This window comes from Mucilaginibacter sp. UYNi724, from assembly GCF_054057495.1.
Genome location: NZ_JBSRZI010000020.1, coordinates 15,326 through 42,059, shown reverse-complemented (window position 1 = coordinate 42,059; position 26,734 = coordinate 15,326). Strand labels below are relative to the sequence as shown.

At 43.1% G+C, this 26,734-nt stretch carries 22 protein-coding genes; 14 read left to right on the top strand and 8 right to left on the bottom strand.

Annotated elements, in window-relative coordinates; all coding sequences use genetic code 11:
* Positions 1-37 precede the first annotated feature (37 nt).
* From ACVW0P_RS20730 to ACVW0P_RS20715, 4 genes are all read left to right on the top strand, one after another.
* The gene (locus tag ACVW0P_RS20730; protein WP_457133762.1) at positions 38-868 is read left to right on the top strand and encodes a glucosaminidase domain-containing protein; all 831 of its coding nucleotides are present in this window, start codon (positions 38-40) and stop codon (positions 866-868) included.
* A 62-nt stretch (positions 869-930) separates the two neighbouring features.
* Positions 931-1,686: a hypothetical protein gene (locus ACVW0P_RS20725; RefSeq protein WP_457133761.1), complete on the top strand. Its 756-nt coding sequence runs from the start codon at positions 931-933 to the stop codon at positions 1,684-1,686.
* Positions 1,665-1,994, top strand: coding sequence for a hypothetical protein (locus ACVW0P_RS20720; protein ID WP_457133760.1), 330 nt, complete (start codon positions 1,665-1,667; stop codon positions 1,992-1,994). The genes ACVW0P_RS20725 and ACVW0P_RS20720 overlap by 22 nt, the downstream gene beginning before the upstream one ends.
* Positions 1,995-2,073: 79 nt before the next feature.
* Positions 2,074-3,066, top strand: coding sequence for a DUF3078 domain-containing protein (locus ACVW0P_RS20715; protein WP_457133759.1), 993 nt, complete (start codon positions 2,074-2,076; stop codon positions 3,064-3,066).
* 2 nt (positions 3,067-3,068) lie between these two features.
* On the opposite strand, the gene ACVW0P_RS20710 is transcribed toward ACVW0P_RS20715, so the two are convergent.
* Both ACVW0P_RS20710 and ffh read right to left on the bottom strand, forming a co-directional pair.
* The gene (locus ACVW0P_RS20710) at positions 3,069-3,878 is read right to left on the bottom strand and encodes a TonB family protein (protein ID WP_457133758.1); all 810 of its coding nucleotides are present in this window, start codon (positions 3,876-3,878) and stop codon (positions 3,069-3,071) included.
* A gap of 72 nt (positions 3,879-3,950) precedes the next feature.
* Positions 3,951-5,279 carry a signal recognition particle protein gene (ffh, locus tag ACVW0P_RS20705; protein WP_457133757.1) on the bottom strand — a complete coding sequence of 443 codons (1,329 nt, stop codon included), beginning with the start codon at positions 5,277-5,279 and terminating at the stop codon, positions 3,951-3,953.
* Between the two features lie 232 nt (positions 5,280-5,511).
* Here ffh and ACVW0P_RS20700 point away from each other — a divergent pair, with 232 nt between their 5' ends.
* From ACVW0P_RS20700 to ACVW0P_RS20685, 4 genes are all read left to right on the top strand, one after another.
* On the top strand, positions 5,512-7,968 hold the full coding sequence (locus ACVW0P_RS20700) for a DUF5916 domain-containing protein (RefSeq protein ID WP_457133756.1): 2,457 nt from the start codon (positions 5,512-5,514) through the stop codon (positions 7,966-7,968).
* Positions 7,969-8,043: 75 nt separating this feature from the next.
* Positions 8,044-9,663 carry a M1 family aminopeptidase gene (locus ACVW0P_RS20695; protein ID WP_457133755.1) on the top strand — a complete coding sequence of 540 codons (1,620 nt, stop codon included), beginning with the start codon at positions 8,044-8,046 and terminating at the stop codon, positions 9,661-9,663.
* A gap of 192 nt (positions 9,664-9,855) precedes the next feature.
* Entirely contained in the window at positions 9,856-10,233 is a 378-nt protein-coding gene (locus ACVW0P_RS20690; RefSeq protein ID WP_457133754.1) for a hypothetical protein, read from the top strand.
* A gap of 158 nt (positions 10,234-10,391) precedes the next feature.
* A complete protein-coding gene (locus ACVW0P_RS20685; RefSeq protein ID WP_457133753.1) occupies positions 10,392-11,930 on the top strand; it encodes a YifB family Mg chelatase-like AAA ATPase in 1,539 nt (512 codons plus the stop codon).
* 130 nt (positions 11,931-12,060) lie between these two features.
* Here ACVW0P_RS20685 and ACVW0P_RS20680 read toward each other — a convergent pair whose 3' ends face one another.
* The 5 genes from ACVW0P_RS20680 to ACVW0P_RS20660 all read right to left on the bottom strand — a co-directional run bounded on the left by ACVW0P_RS20680 (position 12,061) and on the right by ACVW0P_RS20660 (position 17,437).
* Positions 12,061-12,681 carry an ABC transporter ATP-binding protein gene (locus ACVW0P_RS20680; RefSeq protein ID WP_457133752.1) on the bottom strand — a complete coding sequence of 207 codons (621 nt, stop codon included), beginning with the start codon at positions 12,679-12,681 and terminating at the stop codon, positions 12,061-12,063.
* 94 nt (positions 12,682-12,775) lie between these two features.
* Complete coding sequence (gene lpxA / locus ACVW0P_RS20675; RefSeq protein WP_354427180.1) at positions 12,776-13,561, bottom strand: acyl-ACP--UDP-N-acetylglucosamine O-acyltransferase; 786 nt, start codon at positions 13,559-13,561, stop codon at positions 12,776-12,778.
* Between the two features lie 2 nt (positions 13,562-13,563).
* Positions 13,564-14,961, bottom strand: coding sequence for a bifunctional UDP-3-O-[3-hydroxymyristoyl] N-acetylglucosamine deacetylase/3-hydroxyacyl-ACP dehydratase (locus tag ACVW0P_RS20670; protein WP_354427181.1), 1,398 nt, complete (start codon positions 14,959-14,961; stop codon positions 13,564-13,566).
* 94 nt (positions 14,962-15,055) lie between these two features.
* Positions 15,056-16,102, bottom strand: coding sequence for a UDP-3-O-(3-hydroxymyristoyl)glucosamine N-acyltransferase (gene lpxD / locus ACVW0P_RS20665; RefSeq protein WP_457133751.1), 1,047 nt, complete (start codon positions 16,100-16,102; stop codon positions 15,056-15,058).
* A gap of 108 nt (positions 16,103-16,210) precedes the next feature.
* A complete protein-coding gene (locus tag ACVW0P_RS20660; protein WP_457133750.1) occupies positions 16,211-17,437 on the bottom strand; it encodes an HD domain-containing protein in 1,227 nt (408 codons plus the stop codon).
* 139 nt (positions 17,438-17,576) lie between these two features.
* Here ACVW0P_RS20660 and porX point away from each other — a divergent pair, with 139 nt between their 5' ends.
* The 3 genes from porX to ACVW0P_RS20645 all read left to right on the top strand — a co-directional run bounded on the left by porX (position 17,577) and on the right by ACVW0P_RS20645 (position 20,892).
* On the top strand, positions 17,577-19,130 hold the full coding sequence (gene porX, locus ACVW0P_RS20655; RefSeq protein ID WP_354427187.1) for a T9SS response regulator signal transducer PorX: 1,554 nt from the start codon (positions 17,577-17,579) through the stop codon (positions 19,128-19,130).
* Positions 19,131-19,197: 67 nt separating this feature from the next.
* Positions 19,198-19,614, top strand: a complete 417-nt coding sequence (gene tsaE, locus ACVW0P_RS20650) for a tRNA (adenosine(37)-N6)-threonylcarbamoyltransferase complex ATPase subunit type 1 TsaE (RefSeq protein WP_457133749.1) — start codon at positions 19,198-19,200, stop codon at positions 19,612-19,614.
* A gap of 51 nt (positions 19,615-19,665) precedes the next feature.
* Positions 19,666-20,892 carry an alanine dehydrogenase gene (locus ACVW0P_RS20645; RefSeq protein ID WP_457133748.1) on the top strand — a complete coding sequence of 409 codons (1,227 nt, stop codon included), beginning with the start codon at positions 19,666-19,668 and terminating at the stop codon, positions 20,890-20,892.
* 458 nt (positions 20,893-21,350) lie between these two features.
* Here the strand turns inward: ACVW0P_RS20645 and ACVW0P_RS20640 are convergent, their stop codons facing one another.
* On the bottom strand, positions 21,351-21,488 hold the full coding sequence (locus tag ACVW0P_RS20640; protein WP_457133747.1) for a hypothetical protein: 138 nt from the start codon (positions 21,486-21,488) through the stop codon (positions 21,351-21,353).
* 159 nt (positions 21,489-21,647) lie between these two features.
* Here ACVW0P_RS20640 and ACVW0P_RS20635 point away from each other — a divergent pair, with 159 nt between their 5' ends.
* The 3 genes from ACVW0P_RS20635 (at position 21,648) to ACVW0P_RS20625 (ending at position 26,685) form a co-directional block, all read left to right on the top strand.
* A complete protein-coding gene (locus ACVW0P_RS20635; protein WP_457133746.1) occupies positions 21,648-22,679 on the top strand; it encodes a YihY/virulence factor BrkB family protein in 1,032 nt (343 codons plus the stop codon).
* A 228-nt stretch (positions 22,680-22,907) separates the two neighbouring features.
* A complete protein-coding gene (locus ACVW0P_RS20630; RefSeq protein WP_354427195.1) occupies positions 22,908-23,996 on the top strand; it encodes an aspartyl protease family protein in 1,089 nt (362 codons plus the stop codon).
* Positions 23,997-24,075: 79 nt separating this feature from the next.
* Positions 24,076-26,685 carry a zinc-dependent metalloprotease gene (locus ACVW0P_RS20625; protein WP_457133745.1) on the top strand — a complete coding sequence of 870 codons (2,610 nt, stop codon included), beginning with the start codon at positions 24,076-24,078 and terminating at the stop codon, positions 26,683-26,685.
* Positions 26,686-26,734 lie beyond the last annotated feature (49 nt).

Sequence of the window (26,734 nt, the reverse complement as noted above, 5' to 3'; positions counted from 1 at the left end):
TTTAACCTTAAGTTTGGCCAACAAAAGCTAAAACTGCATGCGTAGGATATACACATTAATGGTTGCCGTTTTGTTATTTACTTCGTGCTCGGCCCACAAGAGCGTAATTAGCAGCAAAAAAGCATCCAAAAACAATAAAATCATTCAAAAACGCAACCGTGCATCAATTGACGGGCACCGCGATTTTACTTCCCTTGAATATATAGAGCGTTTTAAAGCTATTGCCATACAGGAAATGAACACCTATGGCATCCCTGCAAGTATTACATTGGCACAGGGCTTATTTGAAAGCGGCAGCGGCAACAGCGACCTGGCTGTTGTAGCAAATAACCACTTCGGAATTAAATGCGGCTCTACGTGGACAGGTGAAAGTTACTACAAGAACGACGATAACGTGAACGACTGTTTCCGCGTTTATAACAATCCTGAAGAATCTTTCCGCGACCATTCTGAGTTTTTAAAGAAAAAAAATTACGCCCGCCTTTTCGAACTGGACAAGAACGATTTTAAAAGATGGGCCTATGGGCTTAAGGCTTGCGGTTATGCAACTAATCCAAAATATCCTCAATTATTGCTCAACATCATCAACAAATACCAGCTTGATCAATACGACCGACCGGAAGGTGAGTTAGCCAAAATAAAACGCGAGGACCGTGTGTTAGGCGAAATAAACGAAAACATTAATCAACCCCAACAGGATAGCATTTCTAAAACCCCGCCCGACGATAAAATATATACCGTAAAGCAAGGCGACACACTATACAGTATATCTAAACGTTTTGGTATCACTGTTGATGAGTTAAAAGCACTTAACAAACTATCTGACTATGGCATTAAGCTTGGGCAGAAACTTGTTGTAGTGAAATAGTGTGTTAAAGATTGTTAAAGTATAGTTTATCCCTCCACAAACGCTTAGCTTTAAACTTTGTAATGAAGTTATGGCCGGCTTTTTTCCTGTGCATTTTATGCGTTAATACATTTGCCCAAACCAGGCAGGTTACCGGTATTGTGTTTGATAAAGACAGCAAGGCACGTGTAGCTAAAGTAAACGTGCTTAACATTACCGCTAACAAAACCGTTTACAACACATTTAAGGGCGAGTTTAGTATTGACGCCAAACCCGGCGACCTATTAGTTTTTACCAAGCCCGACCACTTTACCGATACCGTTAAAATAAAGGACTACACCGCTTTGGCCATCTATTTAAAACCGAAAGCCATATCCCTGCAAGAGGTTACCATCCGGGATAGCTTTTTAAGCCCGCAAAGGCGGTATGCAAATACACGGCAAGAATACAGCAAGATTTATGGGTCGCAATACAACTCCGATCTGCTGAACCTTGGTTCTGGCGGGATAGGGTTTAGTATAGATGCCATATACAACGCTTTTAGCAAAAGCGGCCGTAATGCCGAAAAGCTTCGTGGCCTTATAGATGCCGAGTACCGCCAAAACATCATAGACTACCGGTTTAACAAAGGCTTTGTACAGGGTATAACTCACCTCGAAGAACCCAAACTGACCGACTTTATGCACAAATACCGCCCCGGCTTTTATTTAGTTACCACAGCAAGCGATTATGATTTTATCGATTACATCCGCAAGAATTTGAAACGTTACCAGCGCCGGCCAAATGCATACGAACTTGCCCCCTTACCACAAGTTAAATGGGAGCCAGATACAAAATAATTGTAGTGCCCTTTTTACAGGTTAGCGGCATGGCGTTGTTTCCATTTATATTGGTTAACAAAAAAAGTTTATTGAATGATGCCGTTACGATTAACCACGAGCGTATTCACCTGCGGCAACAAGCCGAATTACTGGTGATACCCTTTTACATTGCATACCTTCTCAATTACCTGATTAACCTTACCATTTACCGTAACCACAATAATGCCTATTTAAATATCGTTTTTGAGCGGGAAGCATACGCCAAAGAGGCTGATATGACCTATCTTAAACAACGCGGGTGGTATAGCTGGGCGAGGTATTTTTAATTAAACCATCGAAATAACAGATTTTTACTTTTTATTTGTGGCTATGTTGAAACCCGGTACCAGACTATTCCTCCTACTGATGTTCACAGCGGCGCTTGGCGCAAACGCGCAAACTGCCGATACCGTAAAAAAAGACACGGTAAAAATTGATACCAACCTGCTTAATAGGTACCGCATTCAAACAAAAAAGAATGCCATACCTGTACCCCCAACACCCATACAAATACAGCAGGAACTGATCCCGGTTACCATGCTGGATTATAAGATAAGTTACTGGCGCAAATTTGTAACCTTTGGGTTGAACTTTAGTCAGGCCGCTTTTAGCGATAACTATGCAGCGGGTGGTGTTACAGCTGTTGCCCTAACGTCAAACTTTATTTACAGGGTTGAATATAATAAAGCGCCATTCAGTTACACATCTGAGTTGAATTTGCTTTACGGTAAATCAAAAAACAAGGGCCAATCGTCCCGTAAAAGTAATGACAGGATCTTTTTTGATAATAAGATAGCCACGCAGATGTCCAAGCATTGGTTCTTTTTTGGGTCGTTAACCTTCGAGTCGCAGTTTGATACGGGTTACCAGTACGACGGAAGTGGCGTTAACCCTCCTGTGCTGATCTCTAACTTTATGGCGCCCGGTTACTTAACAGAATCGATAGGTTTTGAGTATAAACCGGCACCTTATTTCGACCTCCGTTTGGGTACAGGTACCGCCCGGCAAACCTTTGTGCTTGATGATAAAGTATTTAATAGCCTGCCGCCAGATCAAACAGAACTTTACGGCGTAAAGAGAGGGAACAGTATCCGTACGGATATAGCCTTCCAAATGGTAGCCATATTTGATAAAGACATTGCCAAAAATATGCACCTTAACGCTCGTTACGATGTGTTTGTACCTTACGGCGAGGAGCTAAGCTTTACCCGCCACCGCTTTGACGCCATCCTTGCGGCCAAAGTGAACCGCCTCATCAACGTATCTATCAACGGAACGATACTTTATGACAAAAAATCGAAACCGGGCGTGCAGGCTACAGAAGGTTTAGCGCTGGGGGTGCTGTATAAGTTTCCGTGATATTAAAAAGAGCGAATAATTGGTACACCAGCGGCCATAATTACTATTTGATTAGTCTTTGGCAACACATTTTCGCCTGTATATATAGCGAATAATAAGGATAATTCACATTGAACAGCGGCCGGCTTACCATTTACCACGGCCGGCACCCACTCCCCCAAAACATTTTTAACAGCATTTAGCGCGGTAGTTTCAAGTCCGTACCCAAGATTGGTTTTAGCAATGTAATTGCCAGTTGTGCCTTTTTCATCAACAGTAAAACCAATAATGACTTCGCCTTGCTTGCGGGCCTCTCGCGCTTCCGCGGGGTACTTAACGGAATTTGAAATGTTTCGAAATAATGAGGTAATTCCGCTTACATAAATAGGTTGCCTGTCGAATACCACGCCTGCGTTTGAATCTGTGATAATACTACTTGTTTGGGTTGAATCGCCGGGGTTATTGATAAATGCAACCATTTCATTTTTACTGAAATTGTATTTGAAACTTTCAAAACCTCGGGTATATCCAATCCACTCACCAACCTTTTCTCCGTTTTTATAATTGCCTTTCCCAACCAGTTTGCTATCCGAATAATATTTCCAAACACTATCCTTTAAATTATTACGGTAATAACCATCAACCAACAATTCTGAGTGAGATCCGGCAGACGAATACTTTTGATACTCGCCCTCCCGAACATTCTTGTCAGATTTTAAAACATAGTAAACTTCTCTGCTCCATGTTTTAAATTCCGAATGGGTAACTTTTTTAGTTTGCGCGCCTACAGAAAGCGATGAAAATATTACGATAAAGAGAAGTAGGCGTTTCATGAGTTAAAGATAATTGATACAAACGGAAAAGCCCCAACATGGTCGGGGCTTTTCTATTCATTTTTATGATCGTTACATTTTAGGCATCCTGCGCATCATGTTGGCCATGGCTGCGGGGTTACTCATTTGTTTCATCATTTTACGCATATCGTCAAACTGTTTCATGAGGCGGTTAACTTCCTGCAAGTCGGTGCCCGAGCCTTTGGCTATACGGTTGCGGCGGCTTGGGTTGATCAGGTCCGGGTTTTCTTTTTCTTTAGGGGTCATCGAGTTGATGATGGCTTCGATACCTTTGAATGAATCGTCGCTTACTTCAACATCTTTCATCATTTTACCTACGCCCGGTATCATGCCCATCAGATCTTTCATGTTACCCATTTTTTTGATCTGCTGAATCTGGCCGTAAAAATCGTTAAAGTCAAATTTGTTCTTTCGGATCTTGCGTTGTAGTTCGGCGGCTTCTTTCTCGTCAAACTGCTGTTGCGCGCGTTCAACAAGAGAAACCACGTCGCCCATGCCCAAAATCCTTGATGCCATACGATCAGGGTGGAAAACGTCAAGCGCTTCCATTTTTTCGCCCGTACCAATAAATTTAATAGGCTTATTAACAACCGATTTGATGGATAATGCCGCACCACCACGGGTGTCACCATCCAGCTTGGTTAAAACCACACCGGTAAAATCAAGGCGGTCGTTAAACACCTTAGCGGTGTTTACAGCATCCTGGCCCGTCATGGAATCTACCACAAATAGTATCTCGTGCGGGTTAACGGCAGCTTTAACCTGCTCTATCTCCACCATCATGGCTTCGTCTATAGCTAAACGGCCGGCGGTATCAATAATAACCACGTTATTGCCATTTTGCTTAGCCAGCGCAATACCTTCACGCGCAATAGCGATCGGGTCTTTCGACTCGAGGTTGGCATAAACAGGAACCCCTATCTGCTCGCCTAAAACCTGTAATTGTGTAATAGCCGCGGGGCGGTAAATATCATCGGCAACCAATAGTGGTTTTTTGCCTTTTTGTATTTTTAAATAGTTAGCCAGTTTGCCGGCAAACGTGGTTTTACCCGCGCCATTCAAACCTGCTATCAAAATAATGGTTGGCGATGCTTTAAGCTCAAGTTCGGCAGTGGTGCCGCCCATTAGCTCGGTCAGCTCGTCGTTCATCAATTTGGTAAGCAACTGGCCCGGAGAAATTGAGGTAAGCACGTTTTCGCCCATTGCCTTCGTCCTTACATCATCTGTAAAGGTTTTGGCGGTTTTATAGTTAACGTCGGCATCTAAAAGAGCTTTGCGAATCTCTTTCATGGTTTCGGCCACGTTTATTTCTGTTATTGATCCCTGTCCCTTCAGTACTTTAAACGCCCTGTCGAGTTTATCTGATAAATTTTCAAACATTATTAATTCCTAATTTTTGAGGACACAAAGTTAAGATTTTGAAGCGATTTGGCTAATATATCTGAAAATGACGGTGGCGGCCTTTAAGCTAACATTTTATTAGGTGGTAAAATATATAGCTACTCAATTTACTCATTACCAAACTTTAACATTCGTTAACCAACATTTAACATAAAACCTTGTAACGTTTTGCAAAATTTGAGCATCTTATCGATACTGTTAACCAACCTGAATGAGATTTTTTTTACTTGTCATATTGTTATCTGCTATAACATTTAGTGCCTTTTCGCAAGAGAAGAAGAAAACCCTTGTGGCTATAAAGACACAGGCCGCCCCAAAAATGGATGGTGAATTGGATGATGCCGTATGGCAAAATGTACCCATAGCTACAGATTTTGTACAACTACGCCCCAACGCCGGCACGCATGAAAGCCCTTCAGAACGGACCGAAGTAAAGATCATTTACGATAACGAGGCTGTTTATATCGGTGCCCGCATGTTTGAGAAAGACCCAAGTAAAATTGCCCGTGAGTTTGCCACACGAGACCAGATTGGTAACGCCGATTTCATCGGGATCATTTTTGATACCTATAAGGATGGTATAAATGCATCAGGCTTTTTTGTAACATCAACCAACGGGCAGTTTGATGCTAAGTATGCCCTGCCAAATTCGGAAGGAAATTCCGAAGACCCAACCTGGAACGCCGTTTGGATAAGCAAGGTAAAAATTGACAGCCTGGGCTGGACGGCCGAGATCAAAGTTCCTTATTCGGCACTGCGTTTCGCAAAAAAAGATATCCAAACCTGGGGGATGAACATCATTCGCAAGCGCCAAAACACACAGCAGCAATTATTTTGGAACGAACTCGACCCAAAACAAAACGGCTTTATAAACCAGGAGGGCATCCTTACCGGGATAGAAAAAATTGCGCCGCCTGTGCGTTTAGCCTTTTACCCATACTTTTCTACTTATGTAAACCACTACCCTTACAATACCGCGGGCGTCCCCAACACAAAAACATCTGTAAATGGTGGTATGGATGTAAAATACGGCATCAACGAAAGCTTTACGCTCGACCTTACCCTCATCCCCGATTTTGGGCAGGTACAATCAGACAATAAGATCCTTAACCTTACCCCGTTCGAGGTAAAATATAATGAGAACCGCCCCTTTTTTACGGAAGGAACCGAGTTGTTTAACAAAGGCAACCTGTTTTATACGCGCCGTGTGGGCGGGCAGCCCATCAACTATGGCAAGGCTTACGATAACCTGCAAACAGGCGAGTCTGTAGTAAGCAACCCTACCGAAACCAAGCTGATCAACGCGTTCAAGCTATCTGGCCGTACCTCAAAAGGGTTGGGGATCGGTGTTTTTAACGGCATCACCAATACCGCTTATGCTACAGTTGAGGACGCGGCAGGAAACCAACGCCAGGTAGAGACCAGTCCGTTGACCAACTATAACATCATCGTGCTGGATCAAAACCTGAAGAACAACTCTTCGGTAACGTTGATCAATACCAATGTTAACCGTTTTGGTAAAGATTACTCGGCAGACGTAGGCGGATTTGTATTCAACTTAAATAACAAACGCAACTCTTATAATCTATCCGGCTACGGGCTAATGAGCAACAAGTTCTATCGCGACCAGCAAACGGTTACGGGTTATAACTACAACCTTACTTTCGGTAAAACGCTGGGTAATTTTACCTGGAGCGTATCTGAAGACCGCGTAGATAAAAAGTATGACCCTAACGATCTGGGCATCCTGTTCAATAATAACTTCCTGGACCATAACCTAAACCTATCATACGCCAACTATAAACCCAAGCACTTTTTCACCAAATGGGATGTGTGGACCAACACTTATTCATCGTACCGGGTATCGCCATCATCATACCAATACTTTAACCAAAACTTTGGTGCCGAGGCAAACTTTAAAAACTTTTGGTATGCCAACTTTAACGGCCACATCCGCCTTAGCGGAAACGATTTTTATGAGCCACGTGTGCCCGGCCGTGTATTTAAAACAGCTGAAACATTTGTGTTTAACCTCAACCTGCAAACTAACCAGGCTAAGCCATTTTCGGTAGGCATCTTTTACTCAAACGCTTGGTTAAACCGCTTTAAAGGCAAGGGTAACGACCTGGAACTTTACTACAATTACAGGGTGAGCAACAAATTCTCGGTAGGTGGCGACCTAACGGTTAGTCCACGGATAAATTACGTGGGGTTTGCTACCGTGGCTACGGACAATGCTACCCCGATATTTGGCTTACGCGATGCACAAACGGTACAGAATATTTTTAACGTGAAGTACACCTTCAGTAACATTATGGGGCTTACGTTCCGGTTAAGGCATTACTGGAGCAAGGTTAACTACAATCAGTTTTTCGACCTGGCGCAGGATGGCTCATTGGCCAACGTAACCACAACCGATTTTAACCACAATGTTGATCAAAACCTAAACCTTTGGAACATTGACATGATATACGTTTGGCAGTTTACACCGGGCAGCGAAATAAGCCTGGCGTGGAAACAGTCGGCACAAAGCTACACCAATATGGGCACGCAAAACTATTACAACAACTTCCGTGACACGTATAACCAGCCGCAAAACAATAACTTTTCTATTAAGGTGCTTTATTATATTGACTTTCAAAGTTTAAGGAAACACCATAAGGGGTAAGATAATAGGAAAGTTGCCTGTAAAAAGGGCTGAATCCCCCTTGTTTTGGCAATGAGATTTTTTGTAATATTACCCATGCGTAAAAAATTTTATCTATTGCTGGTTGCTCCGCTAATAGCTGCTTTATCTGCCGGTGCCCAGGCGCCCGGTGCTAAAGTCGATATCCAACATTACCGCTTCGCCATAACCCTAAACGATGCTGACAATATAATAAAGGGACAGGCCACTGTAACTGCTAAGTTTATTAAACCAACCACAACTTTACAGCTGGATCTTTACAAAAAGAACAAAGAAGGTAAAGGCATGCTGGTATCGGCCATCAAAGAGAAAAACCTGCCGGTAAAATATACGCAGGATAGCGATAAACTCAATATCAACATAAAGGCTGTAGTGGGTTCGACTCATAGCTATGTGATCACCTACCAGGGCATCCCTACCGATGGGTTGATCATCTCCACAAACCAATACAAACACCGCACCTTTTTTGGCGATAACTGGGCAACGCGCGCCCGCTATTGGCTCCCCTGTGTTGATAACCCCGCCGACAAAGCATCTGTAGAGTTCCTGGTTACAGCCCCTGCTAAATACAAGGTGGTATCTAATGGCCTAAAAGTGCTGGAAAAACCGCTGCCGCTTAATAAGAAGCTAACCCACTGGAGCGAAACGGCACAGCTACCCACCAAGGTAATGGTAATTGGCGTAGCCGATTTTGTAGTTAGCGCACCTGTAACCGCCGGCGTTACGCCGGTTTACAGCTACGTGTTCCCGGAGGATAAGGTAGACGGTTTAAAAAACTATGCCGTAGCCGCCAAGATACTGCCTTGGTTTGTAAAACGCATTGGCGCGTTCCCGTATAAAAAGTTGGCTAATGTGCAGTCGAAAACGATATTTGGCGGGATGGAAAATGCCGGCGCCATTTTTTATTATGAGAAGTCGGTAAATGACAGCAAAGGCATTGAACCTTTGATGGCGCATGAAATAGCGCACCAATGGTTTGGTGATGCCGTGAGCGAGAAAACCTGGCCAAATGTTTGGCTTAGCGAAGGCTTTGCTACTTACATGACCAACTTGTATATGGAAGGTACCTATGGTGTCGATACCCTTAAAAGCCGTTTAACTACCGATAGGGATATGATATTCGGGTTCGAAAAAAAATATCGGGCGCCAATTGTAGATTCGGCGTTTAAAGGGCCAATGATAAACATGCTTAACGCCAATGCGTACCAGAAAGGAGGCTGGGTACTGCACATGCTGCGCCGTAAAATTGGCGATATCGCTTTTTGGAAGGGGATAGCGGCCTATTACAAACAGTACAACGGCAGCAACGCCAACACCAACGACCTGCGAATGGTGATGGAAAAAGCAAGCGGTAAAGATCTGAAACACTTTTTTACCCAATGGCTGCGCGAAGCCGGGCACCCGCAACTTAGGATCTCGTGGGAATATATTGACAAAACCAAATCGGTAGCCATACACATTAACCAGCTACAGGAAAAGCCCTACCAATTTACATTAGAGTTATTAGTTAACGGAAAACTAATTAAAACCGAAGTAAAAGGTATAGCATCATCAACCGTGATACCGGTGGCATCGCCTAAGATTGAAATAAAAGCGGACCCTAACGTGGCCCTCTTGGCTACATTTGATACCACTAATAAACCTTTAGATACAAAACCTGTCGTACCTAACAAGTAATGAGTTTAAATGTCTAATCAAATTGTAATTTAGTTTCGATATTTGTAAATTAGCCTTATATAATTTTGATAAATAAAAAAAAATCAAAACATTATATCTTTTTTAAATGTTTTTCGTATAATTGAATTATATAATAACCCGGTAGGGTTGTTATGAGAATTAACCCGATCTGTTCACTTAAATTTTAACACCATGGCAAAAGCGTATCAATCCATTTATGTAATGTTTTACAGGTGGAGCTTCAAAAATTTCGGTCAGGGCTCATTGCCCCAGTTTAAATCGTTGTTTAATGTTAGCTTTTTGCTGATTGTGGTGTTAACAAACGCCATGCTTTTTACCAAGCTTATGGTAAAGGCAAATTTGCTTACCCTAAACACATCAAGCTATGTTGCCATTTTATTTGGCGCAGTAGGCTTTTTGCTAATAAACCATTTTATATTATTAAATAACAGGATGTTTAAGCGCCTTAACATGCGTTTGGCAACCATTAGCGCACACAATAAAAATATGTTTTCGGTTGTATTGCTGGTGAATGTAGTATTCGCTTGTAGTTTGTGTTTTATCAGGTAGACACAACGTAACCATGTAATCAAGAAGCCCGCCTGGTATCCAGGCGGGCTTCTTGCATAAGAATATATTAGTTAGGTTAGATTTTAGCACAAAACCTCAACTTAACCATTCGCCCCTCAAATAAAATCTATATCTTTCGCTTAAAAAAATCCTATCACGTGTTAGTTAAGACCTTTGGAAGTGCGGTTTATGGTATCCAGGCAATTACCATTACAGTTGAAGTGAATATTGCGGCGGGCACTAAATATTTTGTGGTAGGCCTGCCGGATGTAGCCATTAAGGAAAGTTATTTCAGAATAGACTCTGCATTGAAAAACTGCGGTTACCGCATGCCTCGTCAACAAGTAGTAGTAAATATGGCCCCTGCCGATATCAAGAAAGAGGGCTCGGCGTATGACCTTACCATTGCCACGGGTGTTTTAGCGGCATCCGGCCAGATAGAAGCTGAGAACCTTGACAAGTACCTCATTATGGGCGAACTGTCGTTAGACGGTGGCCTGCAGCCCATTAAAGGCGCGTTGCCAATTGCCATACAAGCCCGCAAAGAAGGGTATAAAGGTTTCATCCTCCCAAAACAAAACGCACGCGAGGCCGCCATTGTAGATAACCTGGAAGTTTACGGCGTGGAGAACATAAAACAAGTGGCCGACTTTTTTAACGGCGACGGTACATTAGAACCCGAGGTGGTTAACACCCGCGACGAGTTTTACAAAAGCCTTACCGCTTACGATAGCGACTTTAGTGAAGTACGCGGGCAAGAGAACATTAAACGCGCTTTAGAAATAGCCGCTGCAGGTGGGCATAATGTGATACTGATAGGCCCGCCGGGAGCAGGTAAAACCATGCTTGCACGCAGGCTGCCATCTATATTGCCTCCGCTGAGTTTATACGAATCGTTAGAAACTACCAAGATCCATTCTGTGGCCGGGAAACTGTCTACAGCGGATGCATTGGTTACAACAAGGCCGTTCAGGGCGCCGCATCACACCATTTCTGACGTTGCCCTCGTAGGTGGGGGTAGCAACCCGCAGCCGGGTGAGATCTCGCTTGCGCATAACGGGGTTTTATTTTTGGATGAGTTACCAGAATTTAAACGCAGCGCGCTCGAAGTAATGCGCCAACCGTTAGAAGAACGCAAGGTTACCATATCGCGGGCTAAGTTTACGGTAGATTATCCGAGTAGCTTTATGCTGATCGCCAGTATGAACCCTTGCCCTTGCGGCTATTACAATCATCCCGAAAAAGAATGTATTTGCCCGCCGGGCACTGTACAAAAATATTTGAGCAAGATCTCGGGCCCGTTGCTTGACCGGATTGACCTGCACGTGGAAGTTACACCGGTAAATTTTAACGAGTTAGCATCAGACAGGCTATCTGAAAAGAGTGGATTGATTCGCGACCGCGTGATAAAAGCCCGTGAAATTCAGATAGAACGATTTGGCGAACGGCCAGACCTGCACGCTAATGCGCAAATGAGCCCACAAATGGTGCGTGACGTTTGTAAGATAACCACGGCGGGGCAAACGCTTTTAAAGAAAGCCATGGAAAAGCTGGGTTTATCTGCGCGCGCATACGACCGCATCCTTAAAGTTGCCCGCACCATTGCCGACCTTGCCGGCAGCGAAGAAATATTATTAGAGCACCTTGCAGAGGCAATCCATTTCAGAAGTTTGGATAGAGAAGGCTGGGCTGGATAATGGCTTAAGCTTTTATGCGTTATACATGAGCGCCGGTGGCAGTATCAACTTTTACCTTATCGCCTGTATTTGCAATTTTATAATTGATTTGAAACTTCAACATGCCTGTAAGATGCGAGGTATCGCATCACTACGATTTGTAATCGGCTATGCTTAATCTGTTCTCACAAAAGCTGTATTCGTGCTCCTGGTTAGAGCAAACAATTGTTAGGCGGTTCTCGCTAAATTTTTCTACCAGGCTTAGGTACCAGTCGATGCCCTGTGTATCCAGGTTGGAGGTGGGTTCATCCAGCATCAGCATGGGGGTATCGGCACAAAAAGCAAGTGCCAGTTTTAGACGTTGTTTCATACCCGATGAAAAGTATTTCACAAGTTTATTGCGGCTGCCTTCTAAATTCAGGATCTCGGCAACAGCATTTTTATCCATCCCCGCTTTAAATTTTTTGAACTTAAAATGAAAATCGATCATCTCGTTCAACGAGAAATCTTCGATAACCTCAAGGTAAGGTGCTGCTAAACTCAGGTAATTGAAAATCTCGCCGGCTTCAATTTCTTTACCGGCATCTTCATACTTAAGCACCCCGACAGAAGGTACAAGGCTACCGTTAAGCACCTGCAATAAGGTGGATTTGCCCGAACCATTTGCCCCCAATACCGCGTATTTACCGGCATTTTCGAAGGTATAATCTATCCCCCTGAAGATCCATTCACGGTTAAAGCGGCGGCCAATGTTTTGGAGGGTGATGTTCATTTTTAGTTGGCAGTTATTAGTGCGCAGTTGGCATAGGTAGAGCGATCGAATTATCTTTTAACTGCAAACTGCCCACTAATAACTGCAAACTTTTTTAAGAGCTTCCAAATCCCTTCATGATACCGCGTTGCGAGTTCTGCACAAAGTTTATGATCTCGTCGCGTTCAACCGTTGGGTTAAATTCGGCCTCGATGATATCGAGGGCTTTGGTGATGTTGTATTTTTTCAGAAAGATGATACGGTAGATCTCCTGGATCTCGTTAATGGTTTCGGCACTAAAGCCCCTGCGGCGTAAACCAACTGAATTGATGCCGATGTACGACAATGGCTCGCGGCCGGCCTTAGTATATGGGGGAACATCTTTACGCACCAACGAACCACCAGAAATCATGGCATGCGCGCCAATTTCTACAAACTGGTGCACGGCAGAAGTGCCGCCGATAAAGGCATAGTCGTAAACGTTGATGTGGCCTGCAAGCTGCACACCGTTTGCTATAATAACGTTATCGCCAATAACACAATCGTGTGCTACGTGGACATAAGCCATTAGTAGGCAATTTTGCCCAATTGTGGTCGTGTTTTTATCAAGGGCGGTACCACGATTTAAGGTAACGCATTCGCGGATAACTGTGTTGTCGCCAATGGTAACGGTGCTGGCCTCGCCTTTATATTTCAAATCTTGTGGTGGTGCAGATACTACAGCCCCCGGGAAAATGCGGCAGTTTTTGCCGATGCGGGCGCCATCCATAATTACGGAGTTTGAACCCACCCAGGTACCTTCCTCAATTACCACATCTTTATGTATGGTAACAAAAGGCTCTATAACCACGTTGTCGGCAATTTTTGCCTGTGGGTGTATATATGCTAAAGGCTGTATCATACTTATTTATATCTAACAATTTGCGCCATCAGCTCGGCCTCTACAACAATCTTTTCCCCAACCATACCTATACCTTTCATTTGAGCAATGCCCCGGCGGATAGGCGCTATCAGGTCGCAACGGAATATTAACGTATCGCCGGGTAAAACCTTATCCTTAAACCTCGCACTTTCAATTTTAAGGAACAATGTTAACCAGTTTTCCGGATCGGGAACGGTGTTTAAAACCAGTATACCACCGGTTTGTGCCATAGCCTCTATTTGCAAAACACCGGGCATGACAGGCGCACCAGGAAAATGGCCTACAAAGAACGGCTCGTTCATAGTTACAGCTTTTAAACCTACTACGTGCGTTTTAGAAAGTTCCAGGATCTTATCAATCAGCAACAATGGCGGGCGGTGTGGCAATATGTTCATGATCTGAACAGTATCGTAAACCGGGGTCATGTTGGGGTCGTAAACTTTTACATGTTTGCGGCTTCGCTCCTTTTTAATAAGCGTTTTAATTTTTTTAGCGAAGGCTACGTTTGCCGCGTGGCCCGGCCTTGCAGCCATAATATGCCCTTTTAACGGCACACCAACCAAAGCAAGGTCGCCTATCATATCCAGCAACTTGTGGCGTGCCGGCTCGTTTTGATGGCGAAGCTCGATATTATTCAAAATACCTTGTGGTGCAACATTAATATCCTTGCGGTTAAACAGCTTAGCAAGGCTGGCAAGCTCTTCTTCGTCAACGTCTTTATCAACCACTACGATGGCGTTGTTAAGGTCTCCGCCTTTTATCAGGTCGTGTTTAACCAGCATTTCCAGCTCATGCAAAAAGCAAAAAGTACGGCTGGATGCAATCTCCTTTTTAAACTCGGATAAACTCGAGATGGTTGCATGCTGGCTACCCAACACCTGCGAATTATAATCAACCATACAGGTAAAGCGGTAATCATCATCTAAAGGCATAGCTACCATATCTACTTTACGGTCGGGTTCCGAGTAGTGGATATTATATGGGATGTGGTAATACTCCCTGTCGGCAGCCTGTTCTTCGTAACCGGCTTTTTCTATCGCATCAATAAACTGAATAGAACTGCCATCCATTATCGGCGTTTCGGGGCCATCCATATCAATCAGCACGTTATCTATCTCTAAACCAACCAAGGCGGCAAGCACGTGCTCAACAGTACTTACACTGGCACCATTTTGGGTTAGCGTGGTTCCTCTTGAGGTATCGGTTACATTATCAACATCGGCATCAATAATTGGCTGGCCGGGCAAATCAACCCTGCGAAACTTGTAGCCATGTTTTTCCGGGGCGGGGTTAAACGTCATGGTAACGCTTTGCCCGGTGTGTAACCCTGTGCCCGAAACTGATATGGGCGCCTTAATAGTTCTTTGTTTTACATTCATGTTATGATGTTCAATGGTTCATCGGTTCAATGGTTCATTGGTAAATAGTTTATTATACTGCTCAGCGAGCCTAATAAACTAATGAACAAGTGGACTAATGAACATCTTTGTTCTTTAACTCTTTTATTATCTTTTCAAGTTCGTTAACTCTTCTTTCCAATTCGGGCAAGCGGCTTACCACTACATTAGATCGCATATCTGCCGCGTATGCAATAGCCGGCGAACCCGCCCAACTTTTACCTTCTTCCTTAATAGTACGGCCAACCCCGGATTGCGCCTGCACTTTGGTACCTTTAGCAAGGGTAATATGCCCAACTACCCCTACCTGGCCCCCAAGCATTACGCCTTCGCCCAGTTTAGCACTACCTGCAATACCCGCTTGGGCAGCTATTACAGTGTTGGGGCCAATATCAACGTTATGGGCAATCTGCACAAGGTTATCCACCTTCGCACCTTTGCGCACGTAGGTTGAGCCCATCGTAGCCCTGTCTATAGTGGTATTAGCACCCACTTCAACGTTGTCTTCAACAACAACATTACCTATTTGGGCTACTTTGGTGTATGTGCCGTCGGCATTAGGTGCAAAGCCGAAACCATCGCTGCCAATAACAGCACCTGAATGGATAACTACATTATTGCCTATAACACAATCAAAGTAAACCTTGACGCCGGGAAACAAAGTTACGTTATTACCCAATTTTACATTATCGGCAATGTAACAACCGGGATAGATCTTACAATTATCGCCCATAACAACATCCTGGCTAATGTAGCTAAAAGCACCTATATAAGGATTTTTGCCAATTTGCGCCGATTTGTGTATAAAGTGCGGTTCTTCAATACCCGATTTATTCAGTTTAATGGTATTGTATTGTTCCAACAATAAGGTGAACGATGAGTAGGCGTTCTCTACCCTGATCAGGGTGGCTTTTACCGGCGCGGTTAACTGCAGGCTATTATTTACAATTACTACCGATGCATTGGTAGTGTACAGGTACTGCTCATATTTAGGGTTAGCTAAAAACGATAAAGAACCAGTGCCGCCTTCTTCTATCTTGGCCAGGTGATTAGCTTCCACAAGCGGGTCGCCTTCAACTGTTCCCTTTAGCATAAAGGCTATATCCTTTGCGGTAAATTGCATCGTACAAATTTAAATGTTAAAACCATAGCAACAAATTATTAATAATGCGTGAAGTATACTGGTTTGCAAGCGGCTATTATAACCACTAACCAACATACTACTCAGTACTTATAACAGTTCTTTGGCATAGCAAAGTATATATTTTTTTACAGTTTTTGATAAAGCCTCCAGGTTTGAATTGTCGCTGGCCAGGGTTATATCTGTTATTTCGCCATTCTTCTTTAAAATATGTATGTTGCCATCGCCTTTGTTGTAAGCATTGTTACGGATGCTATCGGTAAATACAAAGTATGATGCCTCATGCTCGCTGATGCCATGTTTTTTTATCGCGTTAGCCGTCAATTGCTTAACAAAGTCGCAGTGGGGTTGCTCGCTGGTGATGTCTACGTGGTAAAGCCTGCGGTTTATCAAGTTATTACAAAGGTGCGATAGTACAAAATCTTCGCTATCGGCCCAGATTTTTACTGCGGCCATCACATCGGTATCATCAAGCAGGGCGAAGGTTTTTAAATGCTCGTCGCTCGCGATAAACTCTTCCTTGGTGATAAAATTTTCCAGGAAGTAACTAAGCGCCGGCGTAAGCGGGAAATGTGTTCCCTGCAAAGCAAGTTCGCGGCTGCGGGTAAATATCTTGCAAAGCAACTGCTCGGCGGCTATTACGGTTTTATGCAGGTAAACCTGCCAGTACATCAGCCTGCGGGCGATCAGGAATTTCTCTATCGAATAAATACCCTTCTCTTCTACAGCAATGCTATCATCTTTTACGGTGAGCATTTTTATGATCCGGTCCGAACTGATAACCCCTTCAGATACGCCTGTAAAATAGCTATCGCGATTTAAGTAATCCATCCTATCCATGTCCAATTGACTGCTTACTAACTGATGTAAGAAGTGTTTTGGATGGCTGCCTGTAAATATGCTGATGGCTAATGAAAGCTTACCGTCGAACTCATCGTTCAGCTTATTCATCAACAGGATTGAAATATCCTCGTGGTCTATTTCATCTACTATGGTATGCTCTAAAGCGTGCGAGAACGGGCCGTGCCCAATATCATGCAATAATATCGCGATCATCAGGCCTTCTTTTTCTTCGGGCGAAATCTCCGCGCCTTTATTGCAAAGGGTTTCAATAGCGAGGCTCATTAAATGCATAGCACCCAAAGCATGGTGAAAACGGGTGTGCAAAGCGCCGGGATATACCAAATGCGTCATCCCCAATTGTTTAATATAGCGCAGGCGCTGAAAGTATGGATGGTCTATCAGGTCATACACCAGTTCAGTGGGTATACTTATGAAGCCGTAAACCGGGTCGTTTATGATTTTCTTTTTGTTCAAGGTAGCTGTTAAGAATACAAAAGTGTTGAATTATGACAAAACAAGCACCGTCTATTTGTTAATTAATGTTAATCCTTTGCATATTTTTACAACAAAACATACTACCTAAAGGTTATAGGGTGGTAAAATTAAATATATTATGCAGGATACCACTATATTATGGGCCGATGACGAAATTGATCTGCTGAAACCACACGTTCTATTTTTAACTGAAAAGGGATATAAAGTAATAACCGTTACTAATGGCAACGATGCCATTGAGGAATTTAAAAAGCAGTACTTCGACCTGGTTTTCCTGGATGAGAATATGCCCGGCCTAACCGGCCTGGAAACTCTCCAACAAATAAAGAACATCAATAATGATATACCAATTGTACTGATCACCAAAAACGAGGAAGAGTATTTAATGGAAGATGCCATAGGCTCGAAAATTGATGACTACCTGATAAAGCCGGTACACCCGAAGCAAATACTGCTTACCATAAAAAAGCTTACCGAAAACAAAAAGCTTGTTGGCGCAAAAACCACCATGGCCTATCAGCAGGATTTTCGTAACCTGGGTATGACCCTTAACGATAACCTGAGCTACCAGGAATGGGTTGATGTTTACAAGAAACTCATTTACTGGGAACTTGAACTGGAGACCTTAGAAGATGCCGGTATGCACGAGATCCTTACTATGCAAAAGGCCGAAGCTAATGTACAGTTCTGCAAGTTTGTAGAACGGAACTATTTAGGCTGGATCAAAGACCCGGAGAACGGGCCAACATCATCGCCGCAGTTATTTAAGAAAAAGGTGTTCCCTAAATTGGATGGTAAAGGGCCGGTTTTCTTTATATTGATAGATAACTTACGTTACGATCAGTTTAAGATCATTAATCCTATTATATCAGAGTATTTTCGTTTAGAGGAAGAGGACACCTATTACAGCATCTTGCCTACGGCTACACAATACGCTCGTAATGCTATTTTCTCGGGTTTAATGCCTTTAGAAATGGAAACCCGTTACCCGCAAAAATGGCAAAATGACGAGGATGAAGGCGGTAAGAACCTTTTTGAGGCCGACTTTGTTGCCGATCAACTAAAACGCGTTTTGCGTCGTGATGTTAAACACTCGTACCACAAGATACTCAACATTGACGAAGGCCGCGCATTGAATGAGTCGGTTAACAACCTGATGAATAATGAGCTAAACGTAGTTGTTTACAACTTTGTGGATATGCTTAGCCATGCCCGTACAGATATGCAGATGATACGCGAGTTGGCGAGCGATGATGCAGCCTACCGCTCGTTAACATTATCCTGGTTTGAGCATTCGCCGTTATTCGAGTTGTTGAAATTCCTGGCATCGAAACAGGTGAGAGTTGTTATCACAACCGACCATGGTACCATACGCGTTAAAAACCCAAGCAAGATAATAGGCGACCGTAATACTAATACCAACCTGCGTTATAAACAAGGTAAAAACCTAAACTATAATGCTAAAGAGGTGTTCCATATCCGCAACCCGCATGATGCTATGTTGCCAAAGCTGCACGTAAGCAGTAGCTTTGTGTTTGCCAAGGGCGATAGTTACTTTGTGTACCCAAACAACTACAACCACTTTGTTAATTTTTATAACGAAACCTTCCAGCACGGCGGTATCTCGTTAGAAGAAATGATTATCCCGATAGTTACCTATGGCCCTAAATAGGAATTGAAAATATTAAATTCACCATCTCCTTTGCGTGCTTTCGCAAAGGAGATGGCGAACATATACTATGGACTTATACATTACATCAACCGCCGAACTACCGCAGGTAGCATCAGATATATTAAACTTTGCACACGATACCCGCATATTTCTATTTTACGGAGATATGGGTGCGGGCAAAACAACTCTTATAAAAGCACTTTGTGCACAATTAGGTGTTTTAGACGCGGCCACAAGCCCTACGTTCTCAATAGTAAACCAATATGAAAGCCAGGACGGACCGGTTTATCATTTTGATTTTTACAGGTTAAAAGATCATAATGAAGCGCTGGATATGGGTTATGAAGAATATTTTTACTCGGGTAATTACTGCTTTATCGAATGGCCCGAAAAGATTGCTAACCTTATCCCAGATAGTTATACCGGCATACGCATCCATGTAATCGACGCATTAAGCAGGCAAATAAGCGTTGAAAACATTTAATAAGCAATCCTGTTTTTTTCTTATCTTCATCAGCCGGAAAAATAACGTATCATGAGTACAGGGAAATACAGTGGGTTTTCAGATGTTGCCAGGCAGGCAATGATGCAGCCCCAAGAGTCGATGCTGGAAGTTAAGAGCAAAAAAGACAAGCTTTACATTGGCATCCCCAAGGAGGTTTCCTTCCAGGAAAACCGTATCCCGCTTACCCCTTTATCGGTAGCACTGCTAATAAACAATGGCCACGAAGTAATGCTTGAAAGCAACGCCGGCCAGGCCGCAAACTTTACTGATAACAACTACAGCGAACAAGGCGCCCAAATAGTTTACGATACCAAAAAAGTTTACGAAGCCGACATCATCATTAAAATTGCCCCGCCTACCAAGGAGGAAATAGAGATGATGAAGCCCGGGCAGTTACTTATATCGGCCCTGCAGTTATCAACACTTAAAGCCGATTGCTTGCACGCGCTGATGAAGAAGAAGATCACCGCGTTGTGTTTTGAACACTTAGAGGACGAAGGTGGCTCACTTACCGTAGTGCGCGCCATGAGCGAAATTGTAGGCGCAACATCTATACTCATCGCCGCCGAATACCTGAGCAATATTTTTGAAGGTAAAGGGCTGATGCTGGGTGGCATTACCGGTGTACCCCCAACAGAAATTGTGATACTTGGGGCAGGCACTGTTGGCGAATACGCCGCGCGTACGGCCATATCATTAGGCGCGCAGGTAAAGGTGTTCGATCCATCTATTTATAAATTACGCCGTCTGCAAAATAACATAGGCACGCGGGTATTTACCTCGGTAGTGCAACCAATTGTATTAGAAAAAGCCATTACCACCTGCGATGTTGCCATTGGCGCTATGCGTGCCGATGACGGGCGCAGCCCGCAAATAGTATCACAAACTACTGTAAGCAAAATGAAACCCAACTCGGTTATTATCGATGTTAGTATTGACCAGGGGGGCTGTTTCGAAACATCAGAAGTTACTAACCATACCCACCCCGTTTTCCGCAAGTACGATGTTATCCATTACTGCGTACCCAACATTGCATCGCGTGTAGCACGTACTGCTACTTATGCGCTTACCAACATTTTTGCACCTATCTTATTGGATATTGGCGAAATGGGCGGGCTTAAAAATGTGATTTGGCAAAAGGCGGGCATCCGTAAATCGGTATATATTTACCAGGGGCACCTCACCAACAAGCACATGGGCGAGCGTTTCAATATTCCTTGTAAAGACCTCGACTTACTGGTGGTATCTAATCATTAAGCGAAGCAAGATTAAAAGAACCAAAAGACAAGATAAAACCGAATTTCTATTATTTCTTGATTCTTGCTGTCCTGACTCTTGATTCTCTTTTAATAATTAGTAAAGGGCCTTACTGCCTCCGGGTGGTTTATCTGGGGATGATATTTTTCGGGAATCTCGTTGGTGTGGTGCTTATCGCCGTAATAATCCGTAGCTATTCTCTCGTTTCGTTATCTTTAATAGTGATCTTAAAAAGCATATCGTAATCTTCCTCATCTAACGACGATGGGAATGGCACATCAGCTCCAAAGGCTCCTAAGAGCTTCATTACGGGTATTAGAGTGTCCAACAATTAAAACATTTTCGCCCCTAAAGTTTAATAATGGTTTTTGCAAATACATTTAGCGCGGGGTCCACATAAACACATGGCAGTATCTTAGCTTTGTAAGTAAGCGGCCGTGCGGTTAAGCCAGTTCGTTTTACTTGGTTACATATATGGCTTTTATATTTTCGCGCTTTAAGTATTTGGCTAATGCCCCGGCACGTTTGGTGCCCGCCGGGCTTAAAATGGGGTCATTATAGTGCTTGATATTGGTCACTTTTTCGGTATGGCGCACTATCCAAATGGTGGTCTTTGTGCCGAGGCACTAAAATTGCTTACTAACAAACAAATATATAATAGCCTTAAAAATTTAGCGGGCATCATTACAATTTTCATAAACTGGTGTTATCTGTTTTATAACGTAAGGTACTAACAAATACATTCGATTTTTAATATGAAATTTTTTAGCAAAGAATATTTAAAACAACTGTGGAAAGTGTTGATCGCGACCTTCAGCGGCTTTGGTTCAGATAACGGTTTAAAACTTAGTGCATCGTTAGCATATTACACCGTTTTTTCGCTGGCGCCGTTGTTGTTATTGGTATTGGCGCTTGCGGGGATTTTTCTGAAAGACGGCAGTTATCGTCAGGATTTTTACGATCAGATACAACATTATTTAGGCAAACAAGGTGCATTACAAATACAAAGCACCATAAAATCGCAGGATATTGCAGGCAAAAGCGGCATTGGCCTGGTAATAAGTATTGTTACCTTATTAATTGGTGCAAGCTCTATATTCTTAGAGATCCAGGATTCGCTTAACATTATCTGGAGGGTTAAAGCAAAACCAAAAAGGGGCTGGGTGCAGATGATAAAAAACAGGTTTTTGTCGTTCTCGCTTATTGTAAGCCTTGGATTTTTACTGCTCGCATCATTGTTAGTAAATATAATTATAAGTGCCATCAGCGATAAAATAGTGGCTTTTTTACCGAAAATATTAGGTAAAAGCATTGCCGGCGTAATTGGCGAAACATTCTTATTTACGGTAAACTTCGGTATTACCCTATTGGTAATTTCGGTACTGTTCGCTATTATATTTAAAGTATTGCCAGACGTTAAGATAAAATGGAAGGATGTACGTTCTGGGGCTATATTTACCGCCATACTATTCATTATTGGCCAGTATGTAATTAGCTTATATATTCAATTTACTGCGCAAGGGTCTTTATATGGTACAGCCGGGGCGCTTATTGTAATATTAGTATGGATCTATTATACCGCCGCGATTCTATATATTGGAGCAGAGTTTACGCAGGTATATGCTGAAGCGCGGGGCAGCCGCATTGAGCCTGCCGATTATGCCGTTGTTGTACAGCAAACCGAGGTTGAAAGAAAGTTGGCGACCGTTCCATTACAAAATCCCGAGTTGCGTGGCGCGCTAAAATGCGACGAAGGCAAAGACGGCAAAAAGCCTGAGGGCTGTTAGTATGCTATGATTGGTAGCTAAACTATCCTGCTATTTTTTTAAAAATAAAATGTAGATTTAGCTTCCAATCCAAACCAGGTGTTAGCCGGTCTTTATAAATATTCAACGTTTAAACATATATGGCTCTTTGTCATATTTAATTGCCTTTTTCTATCGGCAAGTGCCCAGTCTTTTGAGGTAGACTCAAACCACAAAAACGTCGAAATTCCTTTTAAGCTTGTTCGTAATATGATGATCGTCAAGCTTAATATAAACGGTAAAGGGCCTTTTAATTTTATTTTAGATACGGGTGTTGGGTTGATGATTATCACCGAACCCAAGCTGGTAGATTCCATCGGCATCACGTCAAAACGAACCATAAAATTATTTGGGCTTGGCGAAGGCGATGCATTCGAAGCCTATGTTACCCCGGCTTTAAACATTGGCATTCCCGGCCTGGTGACCGACAATGTATCTGCAGCGATACTTAAAACCGATTATTTTAACCTTTCGGGATACGTAGGGTTGCCTATACATGGTTTACTGGGATACGAGTTTTTTAATTCGATGGCGGTAAAAATAAACTTTACCGATAGCACCATTACCGTTTGCCGCCCTAAAGACCTTAAGCCTTTTAAAAAGAGCCGAAAGATCCCTATCAATATAGAGGATAAAAAGCCCTATATGCAAACTACGGTGAGTTTTCCCGATGGTACAAAAGCGTTAAGTAAGTTTGTAATAGATTTGGGTGCCGGACACCCATTATCTATCGAGAATATGTTGCAGAAACACGGCCTGCCCAAAAAGTCGATCCAGGCAAATCTCGGGGTAGGCCTTAACGGCCCGATATCGGGGTACTTAAGCCGGGTAAAGGATATTGATATGGCCGGATACAAGATAAAAAACATCATTACATCCTTTCCTGATAAAGATTATGTGGAACGAACAGCGAGCGTACCAAGGGATGGTAACCTTGGTATAGGGATACTTAAACGCTTTAACCTTATTTTTGATTATACCAATGGCTTGCTGTATTTAAAGGCAAACGAGAAATTCGGCCTGCCGTTTGAACACGATATGAGCGGGATAGAATACTTTATGGCCGGCGAAAATCTTGCACATTTAATTATTGGCCGCATCGCGCCCGGCTCACCTGCCGATGAGATAGGGCTTATAAAAGACGATGAAATCACATCCATCAATTTTAAACCCATCTCCAAAATGACCGCTGAGGAGATAGACTCCTACTTTAAAACAAGCGAGCGCAGCCTTTTGCTGGAGATCTATCACGATAAGAAATATGATAGGGTTGTCATTAACCTTAAACGCCGCATATAAAGTGCATGTAACGAATATGTTCCAATAGGTTTCTAAAAAAATTATTCCATATTTTTAGCTTTTACTAATTAACTTAACGATGAATACACCTTTACGGGTAAATACTTACCTGGGCGTTGCATTTTTTGCTATGGCAACTATTGCAAGTTCATGCGCCACCAAAAAAGCGGCAGACCGTACGGTTACGCTAAAAACCACAACCACCCCGGGCGGCTCTACCGCCACTGCAACAATTGGTGCCGCCAAAAAAGAAGGCATCAAAAAATTCAGCGATCTTATTGGGAAAGCAAAAGCCGATAGTGGCCTTTTTAACACCTATAAAGTTGATGGTAAGTATTACTTTGAAATTCCTGATAGCTTGGTTAGTCGCGAAATGCTGGTGGTTACCCGCTTTGTAAAAACGCCAACCGGCTTAAAATCTTTTGGCCAGCAATATGGTGGCGAGGAGGTTAATAATCAGGTTTGGAAGTGGGAACGCCATGATAAACAAGTATTTATACGCGTACCAAGCTACTCGGTAAGGGCCGATAGCACCAGCGACATGTATCAATCGGTAAAAAACTCAAACCTTGATGCTGTATTAGCGGCTTTTGATATTAAAGCATACAATAAAGATACTACCGGTGTTTTGGTAGATGTAACAGACCTTTATAATGGCGACGTTGCAGCAATTGGTCTGCCCGATAACATTAAAAAAATGTACAAGATAAGCGCGCTGGATAACACCCGCTCTTATATAGATACCATGAGGAGCTTCCCGATAAATATCGAGACACGCACTCTTAAAACCTACCGCGCTACAGAGTCGCCAACCGACAATACCAACGCGGCAGTAACCTTTGAGTTGAACACGTCGATGCTATTGCTTCCTAAAACGCCAATGAAGGCGCGTATAATGGATGCACGTGTTGGTTTTTTTGGCCAGGGCCAAACAGATTATGGTACTGATGCCCAAAAAGCAGAAGCAACTGCCTACATCCACCGTTGGAAACTGGAGCCTAAAGACGAAGCTGCTTACAACCGCGGCGAATTGGTTGAGCCTAAAAAACAGATTGTTTACTATATAGACCCTGCTACACCTAAAAAATGGGTGCAATACCTTATTGCCGGTGTTAACGACTGGAACAAGGCGTTTGAGGCAGCAGGCTTTAAAAATGCTATCGTAGGTAAAGAAGCGCCAACTAAAAAAGAAGACCCTGAGTTTAGCACTGAAGATGCGCGTTACAGTGTATTAAGATACTTTGCGTCTGATGTGCAAAATGCCTATGGCCCGCACATATCTGACCCGCGCAGCGGCGAGATCCTGGAAAGTCACGTAGGCTGGTATCATAACGTGATGAGTTTATTGCGTAACTGGTACTTCATACAAACAGCGGCGGTTAACCCTAATGTACGCATGGCTAAATTTAGCGACGCGCAAATGGGCGAACTTATCCGTTTTGTATCGTCGCATGAGATAGGGCACACTTTAGGCTTGCCACACAACTTTGGTTCGAGCTACGCATATCCGGTTGATTCGTTACGTTCAAAATCATTTACTGATAAGCATGGTACGGCTCCCTCAATAATGGATTATGCCCGTTTTAACTACATAGCACAGCCTGGAGATAATGTAACGCACCTTTACCCTCAAATTGGCGAGTACGACTTATGGTCGGTAAAATGGGGTTACAGTTACTTCTCCGGAAAGAAAACTGCCGTGCAGGAAAAAGAAATGTTAGATGTTTGGACCAAAGAGAAAGCCGGCAACCCGCTTTACTATTATGGCAGACAGGGAACTTCTATAGACCCACGCTTACAAAACGAGGATTTGGGAGATAATGCGATGAAGGCAAGCACCTATGGTATTGCTAACTTAAAACGGATTCTTCCTAATATCGAAAAATGGACTTATCAAAAAGGCGAGGATTATGATGACCTGGTAACTTTATACAACGAGGTTATTGGCCAGTACAATCGCTACATAGGCCACGTTACGATGAATATTGGTGGCATGAACGAAAACTATAAAACCTACGATCAAAGAGGTGCCGTTTATGGTGTTGTAAACAAAAACCTGCAGCACGATGCGATGGTGTTTTTAAACCAACAAGTATTTACTACACCAAGGTGGTTAATAAACAATGCCGAATTAAGCAAATTCGATAATGGCGTTGTTATAGGCCGCATTAAATCTGTACAGGTAAATGCTGTTGCAAACGTTATCAACCCATCTCGTATGGCGCGCATGTTTGACAATCAATCAAAAAACGGGGCAATTGCTTATACCGTTGCAGATATGTTTAACGATCTGCGTGTAGGCATATTTGCAAAAAGTACACCTGATGAGTTTAAACGCAACCTACAACGTGGATATGTTGACCGTTTAAAAACTTTGTTAAATGATGATGCGAGTCAAAGTTTTCCGGGTGCTACTTCAACACAATTGGCAAACCTTGGGTTAACACCTATCAACATCGCTTTATCAGATATCAGGCCGATGGTACGTGTTGAACTTGTAAAAATTAGCGCAAGCCTGCCAAAGGGGGGCGATGCGTTAACAACAGCGCACTATGCCGACTTACGTTTGCGCATTAAAGAAGCTTTGAACCCAACCCGCCCAATTGTTAATGTTAGCGGTGGCGCACCGGGCCGTTTAACAGACGGGGTTGCCCCTGTGGATAACAGCTGCTGGCCGCAAACAAAATAATTTAAAGTTTTAAAGCAAAGCCCCCGTCAATTGACTGGGGCTTTTTTAT

Excerpts from the sequence above, each read along its gene's own strand:
- ACVW0P_RS20625 (WP_457133745.1), top strand. The coding sequence starts at position 24,076 with ATGAATACACCTTTACGGGTAAATACTTACCTGGGCGTTGCATTTTTT.
- ACVW0P_RS20690 (WP_457133754.1), top strand. The coding sequence starts at position 9,856 with ATGGCAAAAGCGTATCAATCCATTTATGTAATGTTTTACAGGTGGAGC.
- ffh (WP_457133757.1), bottom strand. The coding sequence starts at position 5,279 with ATGTTTGAAAATTTATCAGATAAACTCGACAGGGCGTTTAAAGTACTG.
- ACVW0P_RS20635 (WP_457133746.1), top strand. The coding sequence starts at position 21,648 with ATGAAATTTTTTAGCAAAGAATATTTAAAACAACTGTGGAAAGTGTTG.
- lpxA (WP_354427180.1), bottom strand. The coding sequence starts at position 13,561 with ATGATACAGCCTTTAGCATATATACACCCACAGGCAAAAATTGCCGAC.
- ACVW0P_RS20645 (WP_457133748.1), top strand. The coding sequence starts at position 19,666 with ATGAGTACAGGGAAATACAGTGGGTTTTCAGATGTTGCCAGGCAGGCA.
- porX (WP_354427187.1), top strand. The coding sequence starts at position 17,577 with ATGCAGGATACCACTATATTATGGGCCGATGACGAAATTGATCTGCTG.
- ACVW0P_RS20715 (WP_457133759.1), top strand. The coding sequence starts at position 2,074 with ATGTTCACAGCGGCGCTTGGCGCAAACGCGCAAACTGCCGATACCGTA.
- lpxD (WP_457133751.1), bottom strand. The coding sequence starts at position 16,102 with ATGCAATTTACCGCAAAGGATATAGCCTTTATGCTAAAGGGAACAGTT.
- ACVW0P_RS20630 (WP_354427195.1), top strand. The coding sequence starts at position 22,908 with ATGATGATCGTCAAGCTTAATATAAACGGTAAAGGGCCTTTTAATTTT.
- ACVW0P_RS20670 (WP_354427181.1), bottom strand. The coding sequence starts at position 14,961 with ATGAATGTAAAACAAAGAACTATTAAGGCGCCCATATCAGTTTCGGGC.
- ACVW0P_RS20720 (WP_457133760.1), top strand. The coding sequence starts at position 1,665 with ATGGGAGCCAGATACAAAATAATTGTAGTGCCCTTTTTACAGGTTAGC.
- tsaE (WP_457133749.1), top strand. The coding sequence starts at position 19,198 with ATGGACTTATACATTACATCAACCGCCGAACTACCGCAGGTAGCATCA.
- ACVW0P_RS20710 (WP_457133758.1), bottom strand. The coding sequence starts at position 3,878 with ATGAAACGCCTACTTCTCTTTATCGTAATATTTTCATCGCTTTCTGTA.
- ACVW0P_RS20725 (WP_457133761.1), top strand. The coding sequence starts at position 931 with ATGAAGTTATGGCCGGCTTTTTTCCTGTGCATTTTATGCGTTAATACA.
- ACVW0P_RS20700 (WP_457133756.1), top strand. The coding sequence starts at position 5,512 with ATGAGATTTTTTTTACTTGTCATATTGTTATCTGCTATAACATTTAGT.
- ACVW0P_RS20730 (WP_457133762.1), top strand. The coding sequence starts at position 38 with ATGCGTAGGATATACACATTAATGGTTGCCGTTTTGTTATTTACTTCG.
- ACVW0P_RS20695 (WP_457133755.1), top strand. The coding sequence starts at position 8,044 with ATGCGTAAAAAATTTTATCTATTGCTGGTTGCTCCGCTAATAGCTGCT.
- ACVW0P_RS20680 (WP_457133752.1), bottom strand. The coding sequence starts at position 12,681 with ATGAACATCACCCTCCAAAACATTGGCCGCCGCTTTAACCGTGAATGG.